Genomic DNA, 22,509 nt, shown 5'->3' on the forward strand with positions numbered 1-22,509 from the left:
CTGGGGCATGAATGTATCCGTTATTGAGCAAGTCATGCAGCGTAAGGTGAACCCGCCTGTACCGATGGGGAGTTATGACCCGTCTGACGTTGTTTTTCTGTTAAAGGACCTAAGTAATGTGAATTTGGAAAAAGAGACCGAGGAACGTGAACATGCCATTCAATCAGGCGTGCATTATTCGGAAATGCTGCCTGTGGAATATCACCCTACGGATGAATATATAGCTTTGTTTCATGAAACGCTTGAACACTCCGCCGCGAAAGTGGCTTTGGCTGCCGCCACGGTAGCCGAGATGATTTTGCGGAAGCAGGGGCCGCCACCGGTTCTGGTATCGCTTGCGCGCGCAGGGACGCCGATCGGCATTTTGATCAAACGCTACATTAAAATGAAAACGAATCGGGATCTTCCCCATTACAGCATTTCGATCATTCGTGGCAAAGGCATCGACGAGAATGCGATTCTTTATATTTTGCAGCAGCATGGAGCAGATGCCAGACTGCAATTCATTGATGGATGGACGGGCAAGGGGGCGATACGCCATGTTCTGATGGACGCTTGCCGTATGCTGGAGGAACGCTACGGAATCAGGCTCGATGACGATCTGGCCGTGCTTGCAGATCCGGGACAATGTTCCGCCACCTATGGCACGCGAGAGGACTACCTCATTCCAAGCGCCTGCCTGAATTCGACCGTCTCCGGATTAATGAGCCGGACGGTTCTGCGGGACGACCTGATCGGACCGGAGGATTTCCATGGTGCCAAGTGGTACAAGGAGTGGTCCGAATCCGATTTGTCCCGGCATTTCGTCGATAGAATATCCAGCTGTTTCGCCGAAGTGTCGGATTTGGCGCAGCGGCAGGCAGAAGACGCGCTGCTGCATCCCCCTGCGGTGACTTGGCAAGGCATGAAGGATATCCGTTCCATTCAAGAGGCATTCGGCATTGATGACGTCAATATGGTGAAGCCCGGAATCGGGGAAACCACCAGAGTGCTGCTGCGGCGCGTGCCATGGAAAATCCTCATTGATTCACCCGATAATCCGAATTTGAGGCACATCATGCTGCTTGCGAAGGATCGTAACGTTCCTGTGGAAGTATTTCCCGGACTAACGTACTCCTGTTGCGGAATCATTCAATCGGTTAAGGGGGGCGGAGAATGATCTATGCCAGCGATTTGGATCAGACGTTGATCTATTCCCGCCGCTCGATGGGAGTGTCGGAAGAAACCCCTGGGCTTGTGCCTGCGGAATGGATTAAGGGGGAACTGTCCGCTTATATGTCTGAAGTTGCCCTGAGGCAGCTTCAGGCGCTTGCAGAAGAGGTTACCTTTATCCCGGTGACGACTCGAACAGTCGAACAGTATAAGCGGATTGCTATTTTTCAACAAGACCTCTTGCCGTCCTTTGCCATCACCAGCAATGGTGGAAATATTCTGGTCGACGGACTTGTTGATCAAACGTGGCATAAGCGTGTTCGGGCCAGGCTGATGGAAGAGTCCGCAGCGCCCGAAGAAGCGAGACGACTTATTGAACCTATACTGAATACGGATTGGGTGGCCGGAGAACGATTGTGCGACGGGCTGTTCTACGCATACGTCATTCATCGGGATCGCATGCCGCTGGAGGCAGTCATGGAAAAGATCGAACAGCTTGGGCGCTTGGGCTGGGAAGCTTCCATTCAGGGCCGCAAATTATACCTTGTTCCCTCGGCCGTGAACAAGTGGGATGCCGTGGCTTATGTGCGAGAGCAGGTTGGAGGCGGGCCGGTCCTTGCCTCAGGGGATTCTTTGCTGGATCGCTGCCTTCTGGATGCTGCCGACTATGCGATAGCCCCGCGGCATGGCGAGTTATATCGGGAGAAGCAGCGGCATCCTGAACAAATCCCATATCGTTTTACGGAACAAGCCGGCATATTTGCGGCAAACGAGATCGTGGATTATGTACGGACAACACATCAAGCATTGACGGGAGAGGCTGCCTCATGAGCAAAGTGCGCATTTATTTTAATCGCTGGTTCTCGGTTGCATATCACTACATGAATTTGATCCGTAACAACGAGGATGGGATGCCGTTCGAAATTTACGGCACACATTCCGATCCTGGAAATATGGCGCTGCAGGGATGCGATTATGCGGAAGTGGAACCGAAAGTCACTGGAAGGGAATATGTAGATTTCTGTCTGGACTTTTGCCGCCGACACCAAATTGATGTCTTTATCCCTCGCTGGAACATGCTTGATATAAGCAGGCATGTGCACCTGTTCGAAGAGATCGGCACCAAAGTCATCGTCTGTACGGATACAGAGCTTTTGGAGCAGCTTATGGAGAAGGACCGGTTCTACGAGTCCGTCCGGGAGAAAGGAATCATGAGCATTCCCGAGTACTTCACGGCAAGCAATGCCGCCGAGTTTCGGGAAGCGTACGAAGCCCTCTCTGCCCGTGGGCACGAAGTATGCTTCAAGCCCTGCAACGGGGAAGGCGGGATGGGCTTCCGGGTGATCGATAACAGCCGGGATCGATTGCAGGAGCTGTTCGGCCATGCGCAGAACCGCATTTCTTACCAAGACGCGCTTGATGCGTTCTCCTCGGTGGAATCTTTCCCTAAAACGATGGTAATGGAACGGTTAGAGGGCTACGAGTACAGCATCGACTGCCTTGCGGGCGGGAATGGAGATCTGCTCGCCGCCGTGCCGCGCCGTAAGGCAGGCGGACGTTTGCGATTGCTGGAGGAGCATCCCGAACTGCTGAAAATTGCGCAGGATGTGGCGGAGGCATACCGCATTCCTTACAATTTCAACATCCAGATGAAATACCGCGGAGACGTCCCCAAACTGCTGGAAATCAATCCGCGCATGTCGGGTGGCCTGCATGTATCCTGTCTATCGGGAATCAACTTTCCGTATTTGGCCGTAAAGCTTGCTTTGGGATACGAAGTTGGGCCTTTGCAGCCGAAGTACGGCATTCTTGGCAGCCATGTCGAACAGCCGCTGGTTATTGATCCGGGAAAGGTTGTTGGTACTTAGGGCTGCTTTCCATAGTTTGACACTTTCTGAACGGTTTTTTTATAATATCAGAAAAGATTACACGTCGAAGAATAGGCATCCTGATATTGCAAGAAAATCTACAGCTAAGGGCGGTCTGTCTACAGTGGGGATGCGTCGATGGGTGATTTTCTTATAATATCAGAAAGATTACACGTCGAAGAATAGACATCCTGATATTGCAAGAAAAATCTACGGCTAAGGGCGGTCTGTCTACTGAGAGGGTGCGTCGATGGGTGATTTTCTTATAATATCAGAAAGCTTGCACCTCGAAGAATAGGCATCCTGATATTGCAAGAAAATCTACGACTAAGGGCGGTCTGTCTACTGAGAGGGTGCGTCGCGGTTGGCGTTGCAGGTGCTGTTATAGTCAGGAGGACTAATCATGTTACGGAAAACAAAAATCGGATGGGGAGCGCTAATCGGATATGTCGTCGCTGCGGTCAGCAGTCCTTTTGTTCCCGAATTTGTGTCCTGGGCCATTCCCGCAGTGACCACATTGGTTGCCGGAATGTTACCGTCTGCTGCACCCCGGTCACGGAGTGTTTCCGAAGACGCAGCTCGCCTGAATGATGATCGTCGTGGAAATCGTGCCAACCAAAAGAATTTGCAGGATTGGCAGGCAGGTGGAAGCACGGACAATGGGGAGCGTCAGAGGAGCCCTCAAGGACAAGCGGGTGATGGTCAGCAAACAGCAGCTTCGGTCAGATTCGGGCAGGAGACCCCAGCTCAAGACCAGGGAGCTGCCGAAATCAGTAAGCTTGATCCTGTGTTTGGTCCCGTCATCGAGTACCTTGAGGTTCTGGAAGACATGGTTATTTCCGAAGGGCAAAAGAATGAACTGGATAACGAAATCGTTGAGAAGTCCTTGGCATTATTCGCGCGTTTGCAGCGTGTCATTCCTGCTCTGAACGAGTTGAATAACGGGGATATTAACCATATGGTGCGGCGATTGATTCTAAAAGACCTGAACGGATTAATCAATCCGTTCTTGCGCCTGAGCGGCGATGCGAAACGTACGAACCGGCGAACATTGCTGGGCGGTTTGAAGGATGTGGATTCAAAAATATCCGAAATTGTATCAACCATCGAGCATAAGGATCTGATGGAACTGCAGAACAAGGCAGAGCTGATTCATCAGCGATACAACGGATCGGAGCTATAGGAGGGAACGACATGGCTACGGAATTGCTTCAATTAAAACAGGAAGACGAGCAGCGCATACAACAGGAGGCAGCTCAGCTGATCCAAAAGGTGGCGCAGAGCGATGCACTCCAACTGGACACGCTTATGGATGATATCGGCAAGCTTGGCGTCAAGACGCAGGAAAAGGCAGGGCAGACGCTCAAGCTTCTGGATCGGCCCGTGAACGATCTGATGTCAGGCAACCGAGCTGAAGTGTCCAACATGATCCTGAAACTGCGCGATGAATGCGAGAGCTTGCAGCAGAGCAAAAACGTAAGTTTTGTAGGAAGGCTGCTGCGTAAGAGTCCGCTCAAAAATTACGTCTACCGATACCAATCGGTGCGCAAAAATATCGACAGCATCATCAACGGCCTCCGGGACGGGAAGGATAATCTTGAGGAAAATATCGTAAACATGCGGCAGCTGAAGCGCTCCTCCATGCAGGAGATTTACAATATTCAGACGAAGATTGCCTTCGGCAACCAGTTGAAGGCATTGTTCGAGGCCGAGATTGCCAAACCGGAGAACGAAACGCGCAGGCCACATCTCGAACGTGGATTGCGTAAAGTGGTTACCCGCATACAGTCCATGACGGAAATGATCATGCTGTACAACCAGGCTATTGCCGCTACGGACATCATCAATGACAACAACGACAAGCTCATTGATTCGGTCAATAACGCGATCGACAAAACGGCCAACCTGATCACCGTATCCGCGATGATTGCAATGGCGCTCAATGATCAAGAGAAGGTCATTAATGCCGTAGAGGCGACCAACAAAACGATCGAGGATCAATTCAAGGAAAATGCAAGGCTGCTGCGCACGACGACGGAACGGACCAACGATCTGTTGTCCAAGCCGGCCATGTCCATCGAGTCGGTGAACCAGGCCATCGGCGATCTGATGTCTGCACTGGATCTTTCCGAGCAGTCCAATCGCAGAATTATCGAGAGCTGCAACGATTATACGGCGAAAATGACGGCGCTCAACGCTAAAATGAGTGAGAGATTGGCTCTGGAAGGTTCCAGCCAACAAGCCATTCGGAGCGCGGGACAGCCGGACCGCAGTGCCATCCAGTCTTTTTTGGACTAATTCACCGCCTATATAAACCGCAAAAAAGATACACACGTTAACGGAGAGGCAGAACCAATCTGGAGAAGCGAAGCGGTCGCTTAAAAGCTTTCTGAAAGAAAGCTGCATCGGAAGCATAGGCTTATCACCGGATTTCCCCTTAGAAAAAGGGAATTTGAAAAATCTGGGGATAACAGCGATCGGAAGATGGTACTGGACTCGCAGTGCCCTGTGTGATAGTTTAGTGCGGTTTATATAATAACCAATAACTAAAATCAAGTTTGAAGAGATGTCTCACCTTGAGGCATCTTTTTTGTATATGTTGGACAGGCAGCGGAAATAATGGCATACATCGAATTTCTTCGCATACATTCTGGTAAGGAAGAAGGATCGCCACTTTTGCGGGAGGGATCATGCGATGTTACCTATCATTATTGCCGGTATTCTGCTAGTTCTGATCGTGGTAGCCAGCAGTGAAAAGGCAGAGTCTATTGCAGAGTTGAATGAACGCTAATGAACTATATTTTTCATGCCTGGTTTGATAGAATATAGGTAAACTTTGGGAGTTCATGAAGGAGTCTGCTTAAGATGCTGGAGTTTTCATTCGAGATTATTGACGAGACCAAAATTAACATTCAGTACAGGTACGGCAGCGAGATGTTCAACTTTAATTTGTTTTGGACGCAAGAAGGCTGGACGCTGCATCCGTTCGACGGCATTCTGATCGAAAACCGCGACATGTGCCGGCTGATCGTGTCTGAATTGCTGAAAAACAAGGATTTTCATGTCATGCTGGCCAAGGAAAAAATCATGTTGTCCCAATTGCGGACCACGATTAACCTGGATCAACCGGATGTTTATGAAGACCGGCTATCCGATCGCAGGTTGGGAGACCGTTATGACGAGGATGACGAACTTATGCGATACATAGAGAATCATACTTTTGATGAAGTGCTGAAGCTTGAACTGGAGCAGATTCGGTCACGAGTGGATTTTTTCCAGCAAATCATTCAGCGCATGTTCATGGAAGGCATTGGACCGGAGGATGCTGACTTTGCCAAGGTACAAGCCTTGATTCGCATTTATAAAGAGACCGGGGAGAAGTTTGAGCGCATGAATGGTTATGATCCGGGTTACGGGGACCATGACCGCAGAAGATGGTAGACCTACTATGAATAATGAGGCCTGGGCGGCATGATTGCCCGGGTTTTTCTTTTTGCAAGGAGGCGTTCTTGGCGTCCATTTCAGGGTAATCATGATAGGGGAAGAAGATATTGGCGGTTCGTTATCGTAAAATGCGCTATAATAGCCGTATTGGGTACGTGAAATTTTACATAGATTACAAGAAAGGGAACGAACGGAGCGGCTATTGTAAATTTGACGTGTGCTTGGGCAAAGGAACAAGCCCTCCGGGCTGGAGGTATGCATAATGATCAAGCTGTTGGTTTATCTGAAAAAGTACCGAGTCGCCGCGATTGCAGCCTTGGTGATGATGCTGATTGAGCTGACCGTCGAATTGGCCCAGCCTTATCTGATCTCCAAAATCATTGACCACGGGATCCAGCAGGGAGATCTGTCGGTCGTTTGGCTGTGGGGCGGCGTATTGGTAGGCAGTGCCGTCGTGGCCTTCGCCGCGGGCATTGCGAGTTCGTTTTTTGCATCACATGCGAGCCTCGGGTTTGGTTACGACTTGCGGGAGAGACTATACGGCAAAGTGCAGTCGTTCACGTATTCGGTATTCAACCGTTTTGCGACCTCATCGCTGATCACCCGTCTAACCGGGGATATCACCCAGGTACAGGACACAATATTCATGAGCTTGCGCTTCATGACGAGGGTTCCGCTGGTCGTGATTGGAAGCGTTATTATGGCCGTGGTGGTCAATGCGAAGCTGGGGCTGCTGCTTGTCGTCATGGTTCCGGTGCTGCTGCTCTGCGTGGTGTATATGATCAAAAAGGCAGCGCTGCTGTTCCGTAACGTGCAGCGCAGGCTGGATGCCGTTAACGGCGTCATCCAGGAAAATCTGACAGGCATTCGGCTGATTCGGGTATTCGTGCGAATGGGCCATGAGATCGAGCGCTTTGCCGGATTCAGCGGCAAGCTGATGAAAGGCACGATCTCCGCACTGCGCCTGACGGAGACAACGATGCCGTTCATGCTGCTGGTCATGAACCTGTGCATCATCGCCGTCCTCTGGTTCGGCCGCCGGGACATCGCCGTGGGCCATGCCAGCGTGGGCGAAGTGGTTGCGGTCATCAACTATTTGCTGCGAACCATCGGCGCGCTGTCGGCATTATCGTGGATTCTCGTCACGTTCTCCAGGGCCAGTGCATCCGCGCAGCGGATTCATGAGGTGCTGGACACGCCCGAAGACGGCATCGATTCGGTGACGGCAGGGCAGCCAGGAGCGACGCCGCATGCAATTTCCAATGCTGTGGGTACCGGGAAGAGAGCTGCCGTTCGGGGCGCAGTCGAATTTCGCGACGTTCAGTTCCATTACCCGAACAGCGACATCACGGTGCTGTCGGACATCAGTTTTACGGCCAAGCAAGGCGAACGGATCGCGATTATGGGGGCCACCGGTTCCGGCAAGTCGACGCTGGTGCAGCTGATTCCAAGGCTGTATGCCCAGGATCGGGGCGTCGTTCGTATCGACGGCACGAATGCCGACGAGTATGACGTGACTGCCTTGCGGGGAGCGATCGGATACGTTCCGCAGGAGGTTATTCTTTTTACGGGTTCCGTGAAGGATAATATTGCCTGGGGACGGGAAGACGCTACGCTGGAGGAGATTCAGGAAGCGGCCCGTCGTGCCCAGATCCATGAAACGATCGAGAAGCTGCCGAATGGTTACGATACGATGCTGGGACAGCGCGGAGTCAATTTGTCCGGCGGGCAGAAACAGCGCTTGTCCATCGCCCGTGCGTTGATTCGCCGTCCGAGCATTCTTATTTTGGACGACAGCACCAGCGCGCTGGATGTGGCTACGGAGGCCAAGCTGCTGGATGCGTTGGAGGAGCTCTCGTGCACCACCTTCATCATTACGCAGAAAATCAGCTCCACCACTTCGGCCGACCTGATCCTGCTGCTCGATGAGGGCAGGCTGATCGGACAAGGCAAACACGAGGACCTGATGGAATCGTCCGAGTTATACCGCCGCATCCATCAATCACAATACGGGGAGGGTACGCCGCATGTTCAAAGCATTCATTGAACCTTTCCGCCAGCCGCCGCCCCCGGTTGACCCGAACGTTTTCCGGGAAGGCGGAGGCCGCAAGCCCAAAGCGAGGGCGAAGAACTGGTCGGGCACGTTAAGCCGGGTCTGGGCATATCTGGCGCGGCGCAAAGTCAAGCTGGGCATGGTGCTTCTCATGGTATTGGCCAGTTCGGCCCTTGCTTTGCTGGGTCCCTACATGGTCGGCATGGCAGTGGACCGTTATATCTCCGGTGACGCGGGGGAAGGCGGCTGGACGTTGTTCCTGCTGGCATTGGCAGCAGTCTATCTGCTTTTCTCGCTGACGTCCTGGCTGCAAAACATCTGGATGATCGAGGTCGCCCAGGAAACCGTGTACCGCATGCGTTACGACTTGTTCTCCCACTTGCACAAGCTGCCGATCCCGTTCTTCGGCAAGCGCCAGCAAGGCGAGATTATGAGCCGGGTGACGAACGATATTGAAAATGTGAGCGGTACGCTGAACAGCTCGGCTATCCAAATTTTCTCCAGCGTGCTCACGCTGCTCGGGACTTTCGGGGTGATGGTCTGGCTGAGTCCGCTGCTCACCCTGTTGACGTTTACGGTGGTGCCGCTTATGGCCCTCGGCATGCGCTGGATTACACGCAGAACCGGGCCGCTGTTCAAGGAGCGCCAGCGCAATTTGGGGGAGTTGAACGGATATATTGAAGAAACGTTATCGGGGCAACGGATCATTAAGGCGTTTTCTCAAGAGGAGCGGGTCATTCGTGGCTTCGAGGAACGCAACATGCGAATCCGCATCTCGGCGTTCTGGGCACAGACGATATCTGGCTTCATTCCCAAGCTGATGAACGGTTTGAACAATCTGAGCTTTGCCATCGTGGCCGGGATCGGCGGTATTTTGGCTATCCAGGGTTCGGTGACGGTCGGCGTCATTATCATCTTCGTGGAATATGCCCGCCAGTTTACGCGTCCGCTGAACGATCTCGCCAACCAGTGGAACACGCTGCTGTCGGCGATTGCTGGTTCAGAGCGCGTGTTTGAGGTATTGGACGAAGACGAGGAAGCGAAGGATGAAGGCGCAGCGGTTGCATTGGAGCAAGTGCAGGGTGCGGTCCGCTTCGAGCACGTTTCCTTTGGATATGACGAGGGGCGCAGCATTCTGCACGACATCAGCTTTGAGGCGAAACCCGGTGAAATGATTGCGCTCGTCGGACCGACCGGCGCAGGCAAAACGACATTGATTCAGCTGCTGTCCCGGTTCTATGACCCGACGGGTGGCCTTCTTACCGTCGATGGCCGCGACATTACGACCATTCGGCGTGAAAACCTGCGCTCGCATATGGCGTTTGTGCTGCAGGATTCGTTCCTGTTCCAGGGCACGATTCGCGAGAACATCCGGTTTGGCCGTCTGGATGCCACCGATGAGGAAGTCGAAGCGGCTTCCCGTCTGGCCAATGCCCACTCCTTTATCGTGCGCATGAAGGACGGCTACGATAAAGTGCTGCAGGACGGAGGCAGCGGCATCAGCCAGGGCCAGAAGCAGCTGCTTGCCATTGCGCGTGCGATTCTGGCCGATCCGTCCATGCTTGTGCTGGATGAAGCGACGAGCAGTATCGATACCGTGACGGAGATCAAAATCCAGGAGGGATTGCAGCGTCTGATGCAGGGACGGACCAGCTTTGTCATTGCCCACAGGCTGAATACGATCCGGCAGGCGGACCGGATTCTGGTGCTGAAGGACGGACGGCTGCTGGAACAAGGATCGCATGAGCAGCTGCTTGCACAAGGCGGGTTCTATAGCGAGTTGTACTACAGCCAGTTGCGGAAAAAGGCATTGCAATAAGGAGAATGCGAAAAAGAGCAGGGTTCTGAGGCATAATGTCCTCTGATCCTGCTCTTTCTTGTCTATCCGTTTACTTGGTTACACTGCTGAGTTTGTATGCGCCGTCCGCGAGCCTGTTCGTATTCGCAAAATCCACCCCGGGTTTATTCGTTGCCGGATCAATGATCGCGATGGCGATGTCATAGGTGCCTGAGGCCAGGCCCGATACGGGGATGGAGTCGGTCAGCGTGTAGCTGCCCGTTTTCCAAGTGGTCAAGTTCGCTGACGTTGTCTTTTTGGCAACGACCGTATTTCCGCTCCGCAGCTGAATTTCCACCGCCCATGCAAACGGGAAATGCTGCACGCCTTTATTTTCGATCTGAATCGTTGGCGTAAAGGTGTTCCCGGTAATGGTGGAAGGATGGGAAATTTCCTTCACCACGAAGTGGTAACCCATGCGTTTCTTCAAGGCATCGATATTGGCTTGAAGCGCATGATTGAGCGGAAGGGACGCCGGCGAGTTGGGTCCTAGCCAGCTTGGTTTGCTCAGCTCGGTTTGGCGCAAAGTTTCCGTATATCCGCTGCCGCTGGTCAATGCGGCAAGCATGCCGGAAGCGCCCCCGTAGAATTCGCCGCCCGAGATGCGCGTCTCCCAGAAGTTGGCGTGTGCGGGCTGCTGCTGGCCGATATCATCCCAGTACCCGTTCTGAGTGCCGGTGTACCAACCCCAATCCGCATCAAAACTGTCCTTGTGTCCAAACACGTCGTTGAACATGCCCATGATCATGCCCTTGTTGTTGGTTTTCGCCAAAGCGATGCTGCGGCGGATCAAGACCTGCATCTTGTCCTCCTTGCCTGCAAAAGCGTCAATGTAATGCTGCACGTAAACGTTCGAAACGGCATTGGGAGGGAAAACCCCGGTGTAATTGGTTTCGCCGTTGGGGCCTACATAAGGCCAGGTATGGAACTCGCCCCAGTGACCAAGAGAACCGATCTGGATGAACGCAACCGGGCGATCATTGGTATTATAGTGTGCCGCAATGGCCTCGATAGCCAATTTATGCCGTTCCTGGAGATAAGAAGAGCTGTAATTCGGCGAAAAGCCCGTATTGTTTCCTGTGCCCATACCTCCGGTTTCGTCGCTGTAAGGTGTTCCGGGCGATTCCCCGCGCGCGACCATATCGTTGTAAAGCCAGTCTGGAATATCGCGGTGAGCCTGACCGGTCGGGCTGTCCAGAATGAAGCGCAGCACCACTTTGACGCCCTTGTTTTTCCAGTAGGCAAAATGATTCGTTGCTTCGATTGCGCTGAAGTCATACGTTCCTTTGACGGGCTCCAGCTCCTTCCAGGTAACCCCGGCATACACCAGTCTGTGCGGCTGTGCATAGTCGGTGGATTTGGCGGAAGGGGCCCAGCCTTTGAATGGATTGTTAAGCGGACTATCGAGCTCCAGAGGGTACGCGACCGTTTCATTGCCGGAACCGCCTTCGGAACCGGAGGTCAGCGAATAGCCTGGCAGCGCTTGGCCTGCTGCCGGCAGTCTGGCCGTATCTGAACCGTTATCAATGTAACCGACCCGAACCGTGCTGCCTGCTCCGACCTGCAGGGTGGCCAAAGGAATGGCAACCTCGATGACGGAGGAACTGCGATAAAATTGGGAATTCGTCAATGTTGCGGCCGAATTCCAAACCCAATCGGTGCCGCTGCCGCCATAACGGTATAGTCCCTGATTTTCAAGCAGCCATTCGACTCCGGTGGCCGACCAGCCGGACGCTTGGTATCCTGTCGAGGCATCGTTATCGGCATTAATCCAGAAGTTTCCCATAGTCGTACTCAAACCTGAGCCCTGAACGAGCAGGTACAAATTTGTCCCGTCATGGGTTGCTTTAAGCGTCTGAGCCGTGCCTGATTGGCTTGCGAGCGCAGCAATTCCGCTCCAGTCGCTGACGTTGCCATCAATGGTGATCGTGGCGGCAGAAGCCTTTGGAGCAGCACCAGGCAAGAACAGGGTGAACATGAGAATGAGAGCAAAAACCAATCCGATGGTCCGTTTGCTTCGGTTGAACAATGTGTTCATGGTAAACCTCCTAATACGGAATGTAGGTTATTCGCTTACGCTTTCTCGTCTTGATGTCGTTCAAAAGTTGGGAAAAGTAGTTTGCTTCAGTCAAAAAAAGCGGAGGAATAGTGACGTTTCATGTCATGGTAATGGCAATCATAGGGGATGAGACATGAAAAAGTAAAATAAATGTTTGCGGCAAAAACATAAAATGATCGTTGCGATCGACGGGATCCACGTCTACATTGCATTATAGGGGAAGACTGGAAGAGATTCAATCCAAAATTTCTCAAACTATTCATGTATTTTCCCTGAAAATGTAAGGTTGTTTTCGGAAAATTGATGTATATATCAAAAGAAACATTGATTTAATTTTGCCGCAAAAATATTCGATTTCCCTTAAATTATATAATACAATAAATAAATTGTAAACGCTTAACGCGCTGCGAATAAACAAATATATACCTGTGTTATTGATAAAATGATTGAATTTTATTGCCGCAAAGATAATTTAAAATTTAGCCAAAAACGATTGACAATCATTCTGAACTATTTTACTATCGATACATATTCAATCCCTTGTTAGCTTTGTTGACATCATTATCGCTTTAAGGCTTTTGCCGCAAATTTATGAGTAACGGAGAGTGTGAGCATGGATAAGATAAAAATGGGTTTTATCGGCGTTGGGGATATGGGGTCGCATCATTGCATCGGTTTTGATCGGCTTGAGGAGAGCGAAGTCCGTTATGTTTGCGACATGAACGAAGCGAATGTGGAGCGAACGCTGGCCGAGCTCAAACACAGCCGTCCGGTCGTGGTGAAGGATTATCGGGAATTGCTGCAAAAAGAAGATCTGGATGCCGTCGTCATCAGTGTTCCCAACTATTTGCACCGGGAAGTTGCAGTAGCTTTCCTGGAGGCAGGCAAGCATGTATTTCTGGAAAAGCCGGTAGCCCATACGATCGAGGATTGCGATGCCATCATTCAGGCTGCCGAGACGGCAGGGCGCACGCTGCAGATCGGGCTGGTGTACCGATATTCCAATCTGTACCGACGGATGGCGAGAGAACTGGAGAGCGGACGGCTCGGCGACGTGAAATTGATGTGGTGCAAGGAGTTTCGCGATCCTTTCCCGCCTGCGGACTGGTTCTACGACAAATCCAAATCCGGCGGTGCGATCGTCGAGAAGGACTGCCACCATTTCGATATTTTCAATTGGATGATCCAGGCAAAGCCGGTACGGGTTTTTGCCTCCGGGGGACAACACGTCATGAAGCAGGGGGAGCCTAACTTGATTCGGAATTCTTACAGCCACTACGAGCCCAAAGAGATTTCGGATACCTCGATCGTGGACCATGCCTTTATCACCATTGATTATGATAACGGCAGCAAGGCCAATCTGGGCCTGTGCATGTATTTGAAACCGCGAAATCTGATGGGTGAAGGGCTTGAGATCGGCCTCATCGGAGAGAACGGCGGCCAGATGGTAGCCCGGAACGACAAAACGATTGATATCGTAGGAGGGCAGGACTGGACCAAAGACCATCTCGACATTGACGTGGCTTCCGATTCCATCATGGGCGGGCATACGGGAGGGCAGACCCAGCGCATAGATTTTTTGAAATGCGTACGGGAAGGAAAGCAGCCGTTTGCCAGTGCGCAGGTCGGACGCGACGCTCTGTTGATTGCCCTCGCGGCAGAGAAATCGATCATTGAAGAACGGTATGTATACCTAGAAGAAATTTCCGGCTGAGGGGTGTCATCATGAATGGACTGAGAAAATATGACACGCTGCTGTTTTTCCTTTTCATCCTGCCCTGGATCATTGGGTTCATCACCTTTTTCATGATTCCTTTCGGAACCTCGGTTTTTTACGCGTTTACGGACGCGAGGCTTCCCGGAGCCACCCAATACAATTTTGTCGGCTTTGACAATTTCATGCGCATGATGGATGACCCCGTTTTTTTTAAAAGCTTGCTGAACACCCTCTATTTCGTCGGATTCGGCGTTCCCATCGTGACGGCGGGCATGCTTGGCCTGGCGATGCTGCTCAATTTCAATGTCAGAGGCATCGCGCTGTTCCGCACCTTCTTTTATTTGCCCACTTTAGTTCCCATCGTAGCCACAGTCATCATCTGGCGGCTCGTATTCAATTCCGAATTCGGCATTCTGAACGGCGTGCTCGGGGCGCTTGGCATGGGCAAAGTGGATTGGATCGGCGGCGAACATACGATCAAGCCCGTCATCATCATGCTGCAGGTCTGGATCTCCGGCAGCGGCGTACTCATTTTCCTGGCGGCGCTGAAAAACGTGCCCAAACATTTGTATGAAGCTGCGGCCATAGACGGCGCCAGAGGCGTTCGGCGTTTTTTTCACATTACCTTGCCGATGATCAGCCCCTCCATCCTGTTTGTTATCATCATTCAGACGATGTACAACTTTCAGATGTTCACGGAAGCGCTGCTGCTTTCCAAGGGAGGGCCGAACTACGCTGCTTATACGTTTGTTTACAATATCTACAAATCAGCCTTCACCGACCTGAAGTTCAGCATGGCGATGTCGCAGTCGATTTTCCTGTTCGCGCTGATCTCGCTGGCGACGCTGATCCTGATGAAAATTTCGAACCGCTTCGTCTACTACGAAGGAGAACGTTAGGAGGAGAGCAATATGAGCAGCCGCAAAATCGTGGCAAAAGCGTCCCAATATACATTGCTGATCGCAGCTTTAATGCTGTTTGCAGGACCATTGGTGTGGATGCTGTCGACCATGCTGAAAACCAAGGCTGAGACGTACAAGGTACCTCCTACGGTCTTGCCGGAGAAATTCAGTCTTGAAGCTTTTGAACGCTTGTTCGCCGTACAGCCGATGATGTGGCACTGGATACAAAATTCGTTGTTCATCTCGTTTTTCGTTGCGGCGGGAGCTGTGGTGTCCAGTTCTCTTGTCGCTTACGGATTCTCACGGTTTGCTACCAGATACCGGAATATTCTGTTTCCCATCGTGCTGGTCACGTTAATGATTCCCCCGTCCATCATGATGATCCCCTCATACGTCCTTTTTACCAAGCTGCATTGGATCGACACCTGGTTGCCGCTCATCGTTCCATCCTGGCTTGGCGGAGCCTATTACATTTTCCTGTTCCGGCAATTTTTCATGACCATTCCCCAAGAGCTGGACGAGGCGACTTATCTCGACGGCGGCAATCGCTGGACGGTATACGCCAGAGTGATCATGCCGCTATCCAAACCGATTATCATGACAACCATTATTTTTGCCTTCGTGAATTCCTGGCTCGATTTTCTGGGGCCGTTCCTTTATATCAAAAATGCGGAAATGTTCACGCTGAGCGTCGGACTGCAACTGCTGATCGGCCAGACCAGCCAAGATCTGCCCGCGCTTGCCGCGGGAGCATTCATCAGCATACTGCCGATTGGCCTGCTGTATCTGTTTGCGCAGCGTTATATCGTCGAGGGGGTGGTGCTGACGGGCACCAAGGGGTAAACGGGCTGTCGGCTTTCCGGTTTTTGCATCGCCATGACTTTTCGATTAGACGTAAAGGGGAGTTGTATATGAGAACAAAGGGCAAACGGCTGTTCAATGTGTGGGCACTTGTGCTGGCGGCGATGATGGTCATCAGTGGATGTGGAAGCGGGGGATCTTCCGAATCCGGGAGTTCTGCCGAAGGCGGCGGCACTCCGGGCGAACCTGTAACGATAACGTACTCCCAGTGGGGGACGGCAGAAGAGCTGCACCGGACGCAGGAACTTCTGGATCAATTCATGAAGGCGAATCCGGATGTGAAGGTCAAGCTGGAGGGCAAGGATTGGGGCAGCTATTGGGATGGGTTGACGGCGAATGCAGCCGGGGGCACGCTCCCCGACGTGTTCAAAACCAGTTACGCCTACGTGGAGAAATACGCCGAGCTGGGCATTTTCAAAGAATTGGACACGCTGCTCGCCGAGAACGGGTTCGATCTGAACCATGTGGACAAAAGCCTGCTGGGGCTTCACCAATATCAGGGCAAGCAAGTATCTTTGCCGATCGATGCCAATGTCATCGTATGGTATTACAACAAAGACATGTTTGAGGACCCTGCGACGAATCCTCAGCAAGCAGCGGTACCGTCACTTGAACCGACGTGGGATGAAATTGCTGATATAGCCACCAAAATGACGCTGGACAAAAACGGGAAAACTGCGGCCGAATCAGGGTTCGATGCCAACAACATTGTACAGTGGGGCATGTCCGTTTCGCCAGGGTCGACGATGGACTGGTTCCTGGAGCCTGAGCTGTGGTCCAACGGCGCGAAGCTGGTGAATGACGACGGTTCCCTTGCCCTGGATACACCGGAAGCGAAGGAAGTGCTGAATTATTTCATCGATCTGACCAAAAACAAAAAAATCAACACCACCCCTGCTCAGATTGAAGGGTTGGGAGGCCAGGTCAACCTGGCGATCACCACGGCAAAGGTGGCGATGAATCCGGGCGGAAGCTGGAACACCACCAACTATCAGGAGGCCGGAGTGAACTACGGCATTTCGTATTTGCCGAAATTCAAAACGAATCAGACCGTGGTTCAACCGGCAGGCATTGCGATCAGCGCGAACACCGCGCATGAAGAGGCCGCCTATAAATTGCTCGCATGGCTTGCCGGCCCGGACGGACAGATCGAACTGGCGAAGCAAGGATACTCCATTCCGGCGAATAAAGCGGCAGCGGATGCGTATATCGCCACCGTCGGAGAAGACAATAAGATATTCCTGGATGCACAGCAGTACGGCATCGTTTCGCCGTTCACCACGAAGAAAACCGATCTGGTATGGACATATGGCGAACAGTCGCTGAAGCTCCCCCTTGCAGGGGAAGGCGACTTGGATGCGGCGCTTCAGGATCTGGCGTCCAAGATGCAATAATCAGATCGTGATGAAACTATTCGTTCAGGAGTAAATATGGGATTGGATTCAAATGTATCGATGTAGGCAAAAATACTTGAATAAGCGGCAGTCCCGGGTCCGACCCGGGCTGCCGTCTTCATTTGCGAGAAACGGTTCCGTTGCTTGTGGGGACGCGAGCCATGGTGGCATGCATGACGTCACGTTGACTTCTTTCAAACTGAAATATAAGATTAAATTTGCCGCAAATTTGTGTTAAAATGGACAAAATTGCCCCAATCGAGTTGGGGCTTGAAATAGAATGACAGATGAAGGGTTGGGACTTCACATGGCTAGATTGAAGGATATTGCAGACCGGGTGGGCGTTTCGATCTCTACCGTTTCACGCGTGATGAAGAACGACGCGAACCGTTCCGTCAGTGATGAAACCCGTAAAAAAATATGGGATGCGGCAGAGGAACTCGGATACCGTTCGCAGCGACCTGCCAAGAAAAAAAAGCTGGAGCCCAAAACGGCGTATGCGATCGGTTGCGTGGTTGCGATGCCGCAAAATAAATATAACAGTCCGTATTTTTCGGTCATTATGGAAGGCATTGAGAAACAGCTGACAGATCTGGGCATGAGACTGGAGTTCGTGTACAGCATTGAGAAGGATGGAGATACGCTGCAAATGCAGGCTTTGGTCAAGGAGCATCGGATTGACGGCATGATCGTCGTAGAACGGATCGACCCTGAAGCCTACCGCTGGATCAAGGCTAATGTTCGTTCGGTGGTCGGAGTGGATATCACCGATCCGGATATTCCGGTCGTTGGTTACGATCGGGAAGCGGCGGCCAGGGAAGCCGTCAAACACCTGATCGACCAGGGACATCGGCAGATTGCGTATATCGGGGGAGCGGAGTACAAAAATGATTTTCGCGCGGAAAAACGTTTCCTTGGTTATCGGCGCGCCATGCAGGAAGCCGGTTTGACGATTGATGATGATTGGGTCATCGATGTGAAATGGGATGTATCGCTCAGTTACGAACTGACCAAAAAGGCTTTTGCCAACAATGCGGGCAAGCCAACCGCCATTTTTGCTGCCAGCGACATGATGGCTATTGCAGCCATGCGAGCGGCTACGGAACAGGGTCTCCGGATTCCGGATGACATTGCTTTTTTTGGCGTGGACAACATCGAAATCTCCGAATTCACCTCGCCTCCGTTGTCCACGATCCACGTACCCAAGCTGGAAATGGGCATGTTCGCCGTGAAACAGCTGCTCGACTATTTGGAGCATCAATACGAAGTAGCCGTGAAAATGATCATTCCGTATCGCTGCATATTTCGGCAGTCTTCGAACGGTAAACGCGATCATTCTTCTTCGACGATTTAGGCGGTGTGCGGGATACGCCAGCTTGGCATCGTTCATTGGTTTGAAACGCATTATCCAGAAACGAGCTTTTTGCCCGGGGGCAGGAAGCTCGTTTTTTCTTATGAGGCGCCTTAAGATCGGCCTCTTTTACAGCATTCTGGACAGCTTCCGGTATTCGCGGGGAGAGATGCCCTCGTGTTTGGTGAACAGGCGGCTGAAATAGTGAATGTCCGGATAGCCGCTTCGGGCGCCGACCATTTCGATGGAGTCGTCGGTTTCCCGCAGCAGCCTGCGCGCCTCGCGCAAACGGATGGACTGGATATATTCGTTTGGGGGAATCCCGGCCACTTGTCGGAACAATTTGGCCATATGATCCACGCTCAGGTTCAATTGTTTGGCCATGCCGGTATTGGTCCACTTTTCTCCGGGACTCGTCTCGATCTGTTTCATGATCTCCAACAGCTTGTCGTCATGAACGGATGCGTGGCGGGGCGCGCTAACCCAGGATGAACGGAGCAATTGGGTCAACAATTGCAGCATCAATGCTTTGCATGCCAGCTCATAACCCGGGGGACGCATCGTGAATTCATGCACAAGTTGCTCCATAAGCTGTACTGCGTAAGGAGAGGGAGTATAAATGGGAGTCGAAGATAACGGTTTCATCCCTTCGGCGCAGGCTTCCGCCGCGAACTTGTGGGCCTGCACGTTCTCTTCGTTTACGACCATGTCGGCTTCGGTCTGGATGGTCGATTCATTGAAGAAATCAAAGTGAATGCCAATGAAGCGTGCCTCGGGGCTGGAGACGACTTCGTTCTGGTGGTGGATGCCTGAAGGCAAGACGATGAGTTGTCCCGCTGTCAGCGCATAACGTTGATCATACATATAGGTTGCTGCCTCGCCCTGGCTTACGTACAGCAGCTCGAAATCGTACAGCCGCCGTTTCGCCAGCTTGCCCGGGGGCAGGCTCTGGAACTGGGCATAGTGGACGCTGGGAGACCACTCCCCGTAATTCGCGATGCGTTTCAGCGGATAACCATTTGGTTGGGGAGGCATGGAAGGTTCTCCTTTCAGGATAAATTGGTGATAAAAAAATAGGCTGGAATTCAAACGGAATCGTGCAAAAAATCTCTTGATTCCCTAAATAAAAAATGGTGCGGAACATCTATAATACAAGTATTATCACATGTTTGATGAAGAGAAACAATGTCACGGATTTATTTAAAAAGGGGATGAGGCATGGTGGGCTTCCCGGTAGTCGCATCCAGATCAGTCTATTGCTGCAGACAATTGGAGAATACCTTGTTCCAAAGCGGCCCTCCCGTTGTGAGGGACTGGGAACGGTGCGAACCGCTGGAACTGGTGGATACGGTGACCGGCAAGCCTGCGCGTCAGTCTACGGAAGTACGCATGGGCTGGAGTCCCGAGTATTTGCATATCCGGTATGTGTGCGAGGATGATCATGTCGTTTCCGATTTCACGGAACGTGATCAGCCGCTCTACGAGCAGGATGTGGTCGAACTGTTCATTGATGAACAGGGAGACGGCAAGCAATACATGGAACTGGAGGTCAGTCCGCGCAACGTTGTGTTTGATGCGTTCATTCGTCATGAAGGTGTGGCTTCAGGGATAAGAGCGGATATGAACTGGAGCCTGGAGGGAATTCAGACGACGGTGGAGTCGGATGATCGCGGCAATTTGGTGTATTCGATCCATATTCCTGCCAGCAATTTCGAGTCACCTTTGATGGAAGGGACGTGTTGGAGAGTTAACATGTACCGCATTGACGAGGATATACGGGGAATGAGGGAGTATCAGGCCTGGCAGCCTACCGGCGCCGTCAATTTTCATTTGCCTGATCGATTCGGCTTTGTTCGATTCGTATGACGATCCAATCGTAAGGCCGCCGTTATTTGCATCAATTACAGGAGGGGATTGGGGTATGAAAAAAGGAATAAACATTTGGTCGTTTCCGGAAAATGCATCTATTGCGGATTGCATTCAGACGGCCAGCCGGGCAGGATTCGATGGAATTGAGCTTTCGCTGAATGGAGAAGGCGAGCTGAGCCTGTCCGCGTCGGATCGCGAAGTCCGGGATATTCAGGGACGACTGGAGGAAGCCGGACTAGAAATTGCCGGACTGGCCACGGGACTGTATTGGGATTATCCGATGACCAGCGCCCGGCCCGAAATTCGTGCGAAAGCGCTTGACGTATGCAAAAAACAGCTTGAGCTTGCCTCGGCTTTGGGCGTGGATACCATTCTCGTCATTCCCGGTGCCGTCGGCGTCGATTTTATTCCGGATAGCGAAGTGACCGATTACGAAGTTGCCTACGAACGGGCTCAGGAAGCGATAGCTCATTTGCTGCCTTATGCGGAGAGTGCCGGGGTGTCGATCGGCATCGAGAATGTATGGAACAAATTTCTGGTGTCACCGCTTGAGCTGAAGAGCTTCATCGATGGATTCGATTCCCCTTATGTCGGCTCCTATTTCGATGTGGGTAATGTGGTGCAGGGCGGATACCCGGAGCATTGGGTTCGCATTTTGGGTCACCGGATCAAAAAGGTGCATTTCAAGGATTACCGCCGTCAGGCAGGGGGATTGCACGGCTTTGTGGATCTTCTGGCGGGTGACGTGAATTATCCGGCGGTGATGGAAGCGTTGCGCGCGATCGGTTACGATAACTACGTGACTGCGGAGATGATTCCGGCGTATACGCATCATTCCAATCAGATTGTATTTAACACATCCCAAGCGATGGATGCCATTCTGGGCCGCTCTCAGATATAAATACGGGTAACTACGTGTTATCGAACTTACATTTTCGATCGGGAGGCAGAATTTATGTTGAAAGTGGGATTGGTCGGTTTTGGTTTTATGGGACGGATGCATTTCGACAATTATGTACGCCTGGCTTCGGAAGGGGAGCCGGTGGAGATGGTCGCCATCTGCGACTTGAGAATCGAGGAACTGAAAAGCGGAAAAGCATCCGGTAACATGGCCACGGAGCAGGAAGTATACGACCTGTCAGCCTATCGCCTGTATGATGACATCGCGACCATGCTGGAGCAGGAGGAACTGGATATCGTTGATTTGACGCTGCCAACACCCTTGCATGCTGAGATTGCGCGTTCAATTCTGAACAAAGGCATTCATGTGCTCTGCGAGAAACCGGTGGCGCGCCATTCGGCAGATGGCTGGAAAATGGCGGAGACGGCCCGGCAGACGGGGCGAACGTTGATGATCGGGCAATGCCTGCGTTTTTGGCCGGCATATGCTTACCTGAAATCTGTGGTTGAAGACGGCCGTTATGGCGCGGTAACCGGAGGTTATTTTTTCAGAGGTTCAGGTGCGCCGCAGGACTGGTTTTTGGATGGGGAAAAAAGCGGCGGCTGCATTCTGGATATGCACATTCATGACACGGATATCGTGCACTGGCTGTTCGGCAAGCCGGATCGGGTATCCACGCTGGCCCGGAACGTCATTCCGGGAAGCGGTTACGATGCCGTCTCCACACATTATGCATACTCGGACGGCAAAGTCCTCAATGCTCAGGCGGACTGGACGTTGGGAGGCGATTACGGTTTCTCGATGACATATCGCGTGAATTTTGAACAAGGCAATCTGGTATTCGAGAACGGCGAGTTAAAGGTCAACCCGAATAACGCACCAGGGTTCATTCCCGAGCTTTCACCAGAATCGGGGTATTACCATCAGCTCCAGTATTTTATTCGTTCCGTGGCGGAAGGCACATCTGTTGCAACATGTACACCGGAGAGTGCCGTCGGTTCGCTCGAAATCGTCGAAGCGGAGATACGTTCAGCCGATGAAAGGGGAGCGTGGATTAAGGTAGGTTAGCTTCCTGTACATCTGCGTTTAAAGGAAAAATAA

General features: G+C 52.0%; 18 protein-coding genes. 16 read left to right on the plus strand and 2 right to left on the minus strand.

Translation table 11 applies throughout. The features are described from left to right. Nucleotides 1–7 precede the first annotated feature (7 nt). The 8 genes from RSX24_RS18680 (at nucleotide 8) to RSX24_RS18715 (ending at nucleotide 10,336) form a co-directional block, all read left to right on the plus strand. On the plus strand, nucleotides 8–1,159 hold the full coding sequence (locus tag RSX24_RS18680) for a cysteine protease StiP family protein (protein WP_343261462.1): 1,152 nt from the start codon (nucleotides 8–10) through the stop codon (nucleotides 1,157–1,159). After that, entirely contained in the window at nucleotides 1,156–1,983 is an 828-nt protein-coding gene (locus tag RSX24_RS18685; RefSeq protein WP_343261463.1) for an HAD family hydrolase, read from the plus strand. The genes RSX24_RS18680 and RSX24_RS18685 overlap by 4 nt, the downstream gene beginning before the upstream one ends. Next, the gene (locus tag RSX24_RS18690) at nucleotides 1,980–3,020 is read left to right on the plus strand and encodes an ATP-grasp domain-containing protein (protein WP_343261464.1); all 1,041 of its coding nucleotides are present in this window, start codon (nucleotides 1,980–1,982) and stop codon (nucleotides 3,018–3,020) included. Before RSX24_RS18685 ends, RSX24_RS18690 begins: the two co-directional genes overlap by 4 nt. Nucleotides 3,021–3,423: 403 nt before the next feature. Further along, entirely contained in the window at nucleotides 3,424–4,203 is a 780-nt protein-coding gene (locus tag RSX24_RS18695; protein ID WP_343261465.1) for a hypothetical protein, read from the plus strand. A gap of 11 nt (nucleotides 4,204–4,214) precedes the next feature. After that, on the plus strand, nucleotides 4,215–5,318 hold the full coding sequence (locus RSX24_RS18700) for a toxic anion resistance protein (protein ID WP_236420954.1): 1,104 nt from the start codon (nucleotides 4,215–4,217) through the stop codon (nucleotides 5,316–5,318). A gap of 567 nt (nucleotides 5,319–5,885) precedes the next feature. Continuing rightward, nucleotides 5,886–6,461, plus strand: coding sequence for a hypothetical protein (locus RSX24_RS18705; protein WP_343261466.1), 576 nt, complete (start codon nucleotides 5,886–5,888; stop codon nucleotides 6,459–6,461). A gap of 265 nt (nucleotides 6,462–6,726) precedes the next feature. Next, a complete protein-coding gene (locus tag RSX24_RS18710; RefSeq protein WP_343261467.1) occupies nucleotides 6,727–8,511 on the plus strand; it encodes an ABC transporter ATP-binding protein in 1,785 nt (594 codons plus the stop codon). Then, nucleotides 8,492–10,336, plus strand: a complete 1,845-nt coding sequence (locus RSX24_RS18715) for an ABC transporter ATP-binding protein (protein ID WP_343261468.1) — start codon at nucleotides 8,492–8,494, stop codon at nucleotides 10,334–10,336. Before RSX24_RS18710 ends, RSX24_RS18715 begins: the two co-directional genes overlap by 20 nt. A 70-nt stretch (nucleotides 10,337–10,406) precedes the next feature. Here RSX24_RS18715 and RSX24_RS18720 read toward each other — a convergent pair whose 3' ends face one another. Continuing rightward, nucleotides 10,407–12,392 (minus strand): DUF4832 domain-containing protein, encoded by a 1,986-nt coding sequence (locus RSX24_RS18720; protein ID WP_343261469.1) that lies wholly within the window; start codon nucleotides 12,390–12,392, stop codon nucleotides 10,407–10,409. A 634-nt stretch (nucleotides 12,393–13,026) separates the two neighbouring features. On the opposite strand from RSX24_RS18720, the gene RSX24_RS18725 reads away from it, so the two are divergent. The 5 genes from RSX24_RS18725 (at nucleotide 13,027) to RSX24_RS18745 (ending at nucleotide 18,641) form a co-directional block, all read left to right on the plus strand. Beyond that, nucleotides 13,027–14,127: a Gfo/Idh/MocA family protein gene (locus tag RSX24_RS18725; RefSeq protein ID WP_339276309.1), complete on the plus strand. Its 1,101-nt coding sequence runs from the start codon at nucleotides 13,027–13,029 to the stop codon at nucleotides 14,125–14,127. An 11-nt stretch (nucleotides 14,128–14,138) separates the two neighbouring features. Continuing rightward, nucleotides 14,139–15,029, plus strand: a complete 891-nt coding sequence (locus tag RSX24_RS18730; protein ID WP_343261471.1) for a carbohydrate ABC transporter permease — start codon at nucleotides 14,139–14,141, stop codon at nucleotides 15,027–15,029. A gap of 12 nt (nucleotides 15,030–15,041) precedes the next feature. Next, complete coding sequence (locus RSX24_RS18735) at nucleotides 15,042–15,875, plus strand: carbohydrate ABC transporter permease (RefSeq protein WP_236420254.1); 834 nt, start codon at nucleotides 15,042–15,044, stop codon at nucleotides 15,873–15,875. Nucleotides 15,876–15,943: 68 nt separating this feature from the next. After that, nucleotides 15,944–17,287: an ABC transporter substrate-binding protein gene (locus tag RSX24_RS18740; RefSeq protein WP_343261472.1), complete on the plus strand. Its 1,344-nt coding sequence runs from the start codon at nucleotides 15,944–15,946 to the stop codon at nucleotides 17,285–17,287. Between the two features lie 307 nt (nucleotides 17,288–17,594). Further along, a complete protein-coding gene (locus tag RSX24_RS18745) occupies nucleotides 17,595–18,641 on the plus strand; it encodes a LacI family DNA-binding transcriptional regulator (protein WP_236420252.1) in 1,047 nt (348 codons plus the stop codon). Nucleotides 18,642–18,767: 126 nt separating this feature from the next. Here the strand turns inward: RSX24_RS18745 and RSX24_RS18750 are convergent, their stop codons facing one another. Beyond that, the gene (locus RSX24_RS18750; RefSeq protein WP_343261473.1) at nucleotides 18,768–19,673 is read right to left on the minus strand and encodes a helix-turn-helix transcriptional regulator; all 906 of its coding nucleotides are present in this window, start codon (nucleotides 19,671–19,673) and stop codon (nucleotides 18,768–18,770) included. Between the two features lie 183 nt (nucleotides 19,674–19,856). On the opposite strand from RSX24_RS18750, the gene RSX24_RS18755 reads away from it, so the two are divergent. From RSX24_RS18755 to RSX24_RS18765, 3 genes are read left to right on the plus strand one after another with little or no spacing between them, the layout of a single operon-like run. After that, nucleotides 19,857–20,504, plus strand: a complete 648-nt coding sequence (locus RSX24_RS18755; protein WP_343261474.1) for a carbohydrate-binding family 9-like protein — start codon at nucleotides 19,857–19,859, stop codon at nucleotides 20,502–20,504. 55 nt (nucleotides 20,505–20,559) lie between these two features. Further along, the gene (locus RSX24_RS18760) at nucleotides 20,560–21,408 is read left to right on the plus strand and encodes a sugar phosphate isomerase/epimerase family protein (protein WP_339276318.1); all 849 of its coding nucleotides are present in this window, start codon (nucleotides 20,560–20,562) and stop codon (nucleotides 21,406–21,408) included. Nucleotides 21,409–21,462: 54 nt separating this feature from the next. Then, entirely contained in the window at nucleotides 21,463–22,476 is a 1,014-nt protein-coding gene (locus RSX24_RS18765; RefSeq protein ID WP_343261475.1) for a Gfo/Idh/MocA family protein, read from the plus strand. Nucleotides 22,477–22,509 lie beyond the last annotated feature (33 nt).

It is taken from the genome of Paenibacillus hubeiensis (genome assembly GCF_032334105.1).
GTDB classification, from domain to species: domain Bacteria; phylum Bacillota; class Bacilli; order Paenibacillales; family Paenibacillaceae; genus Paenibacillus; species Paenibacillus hubeiensis.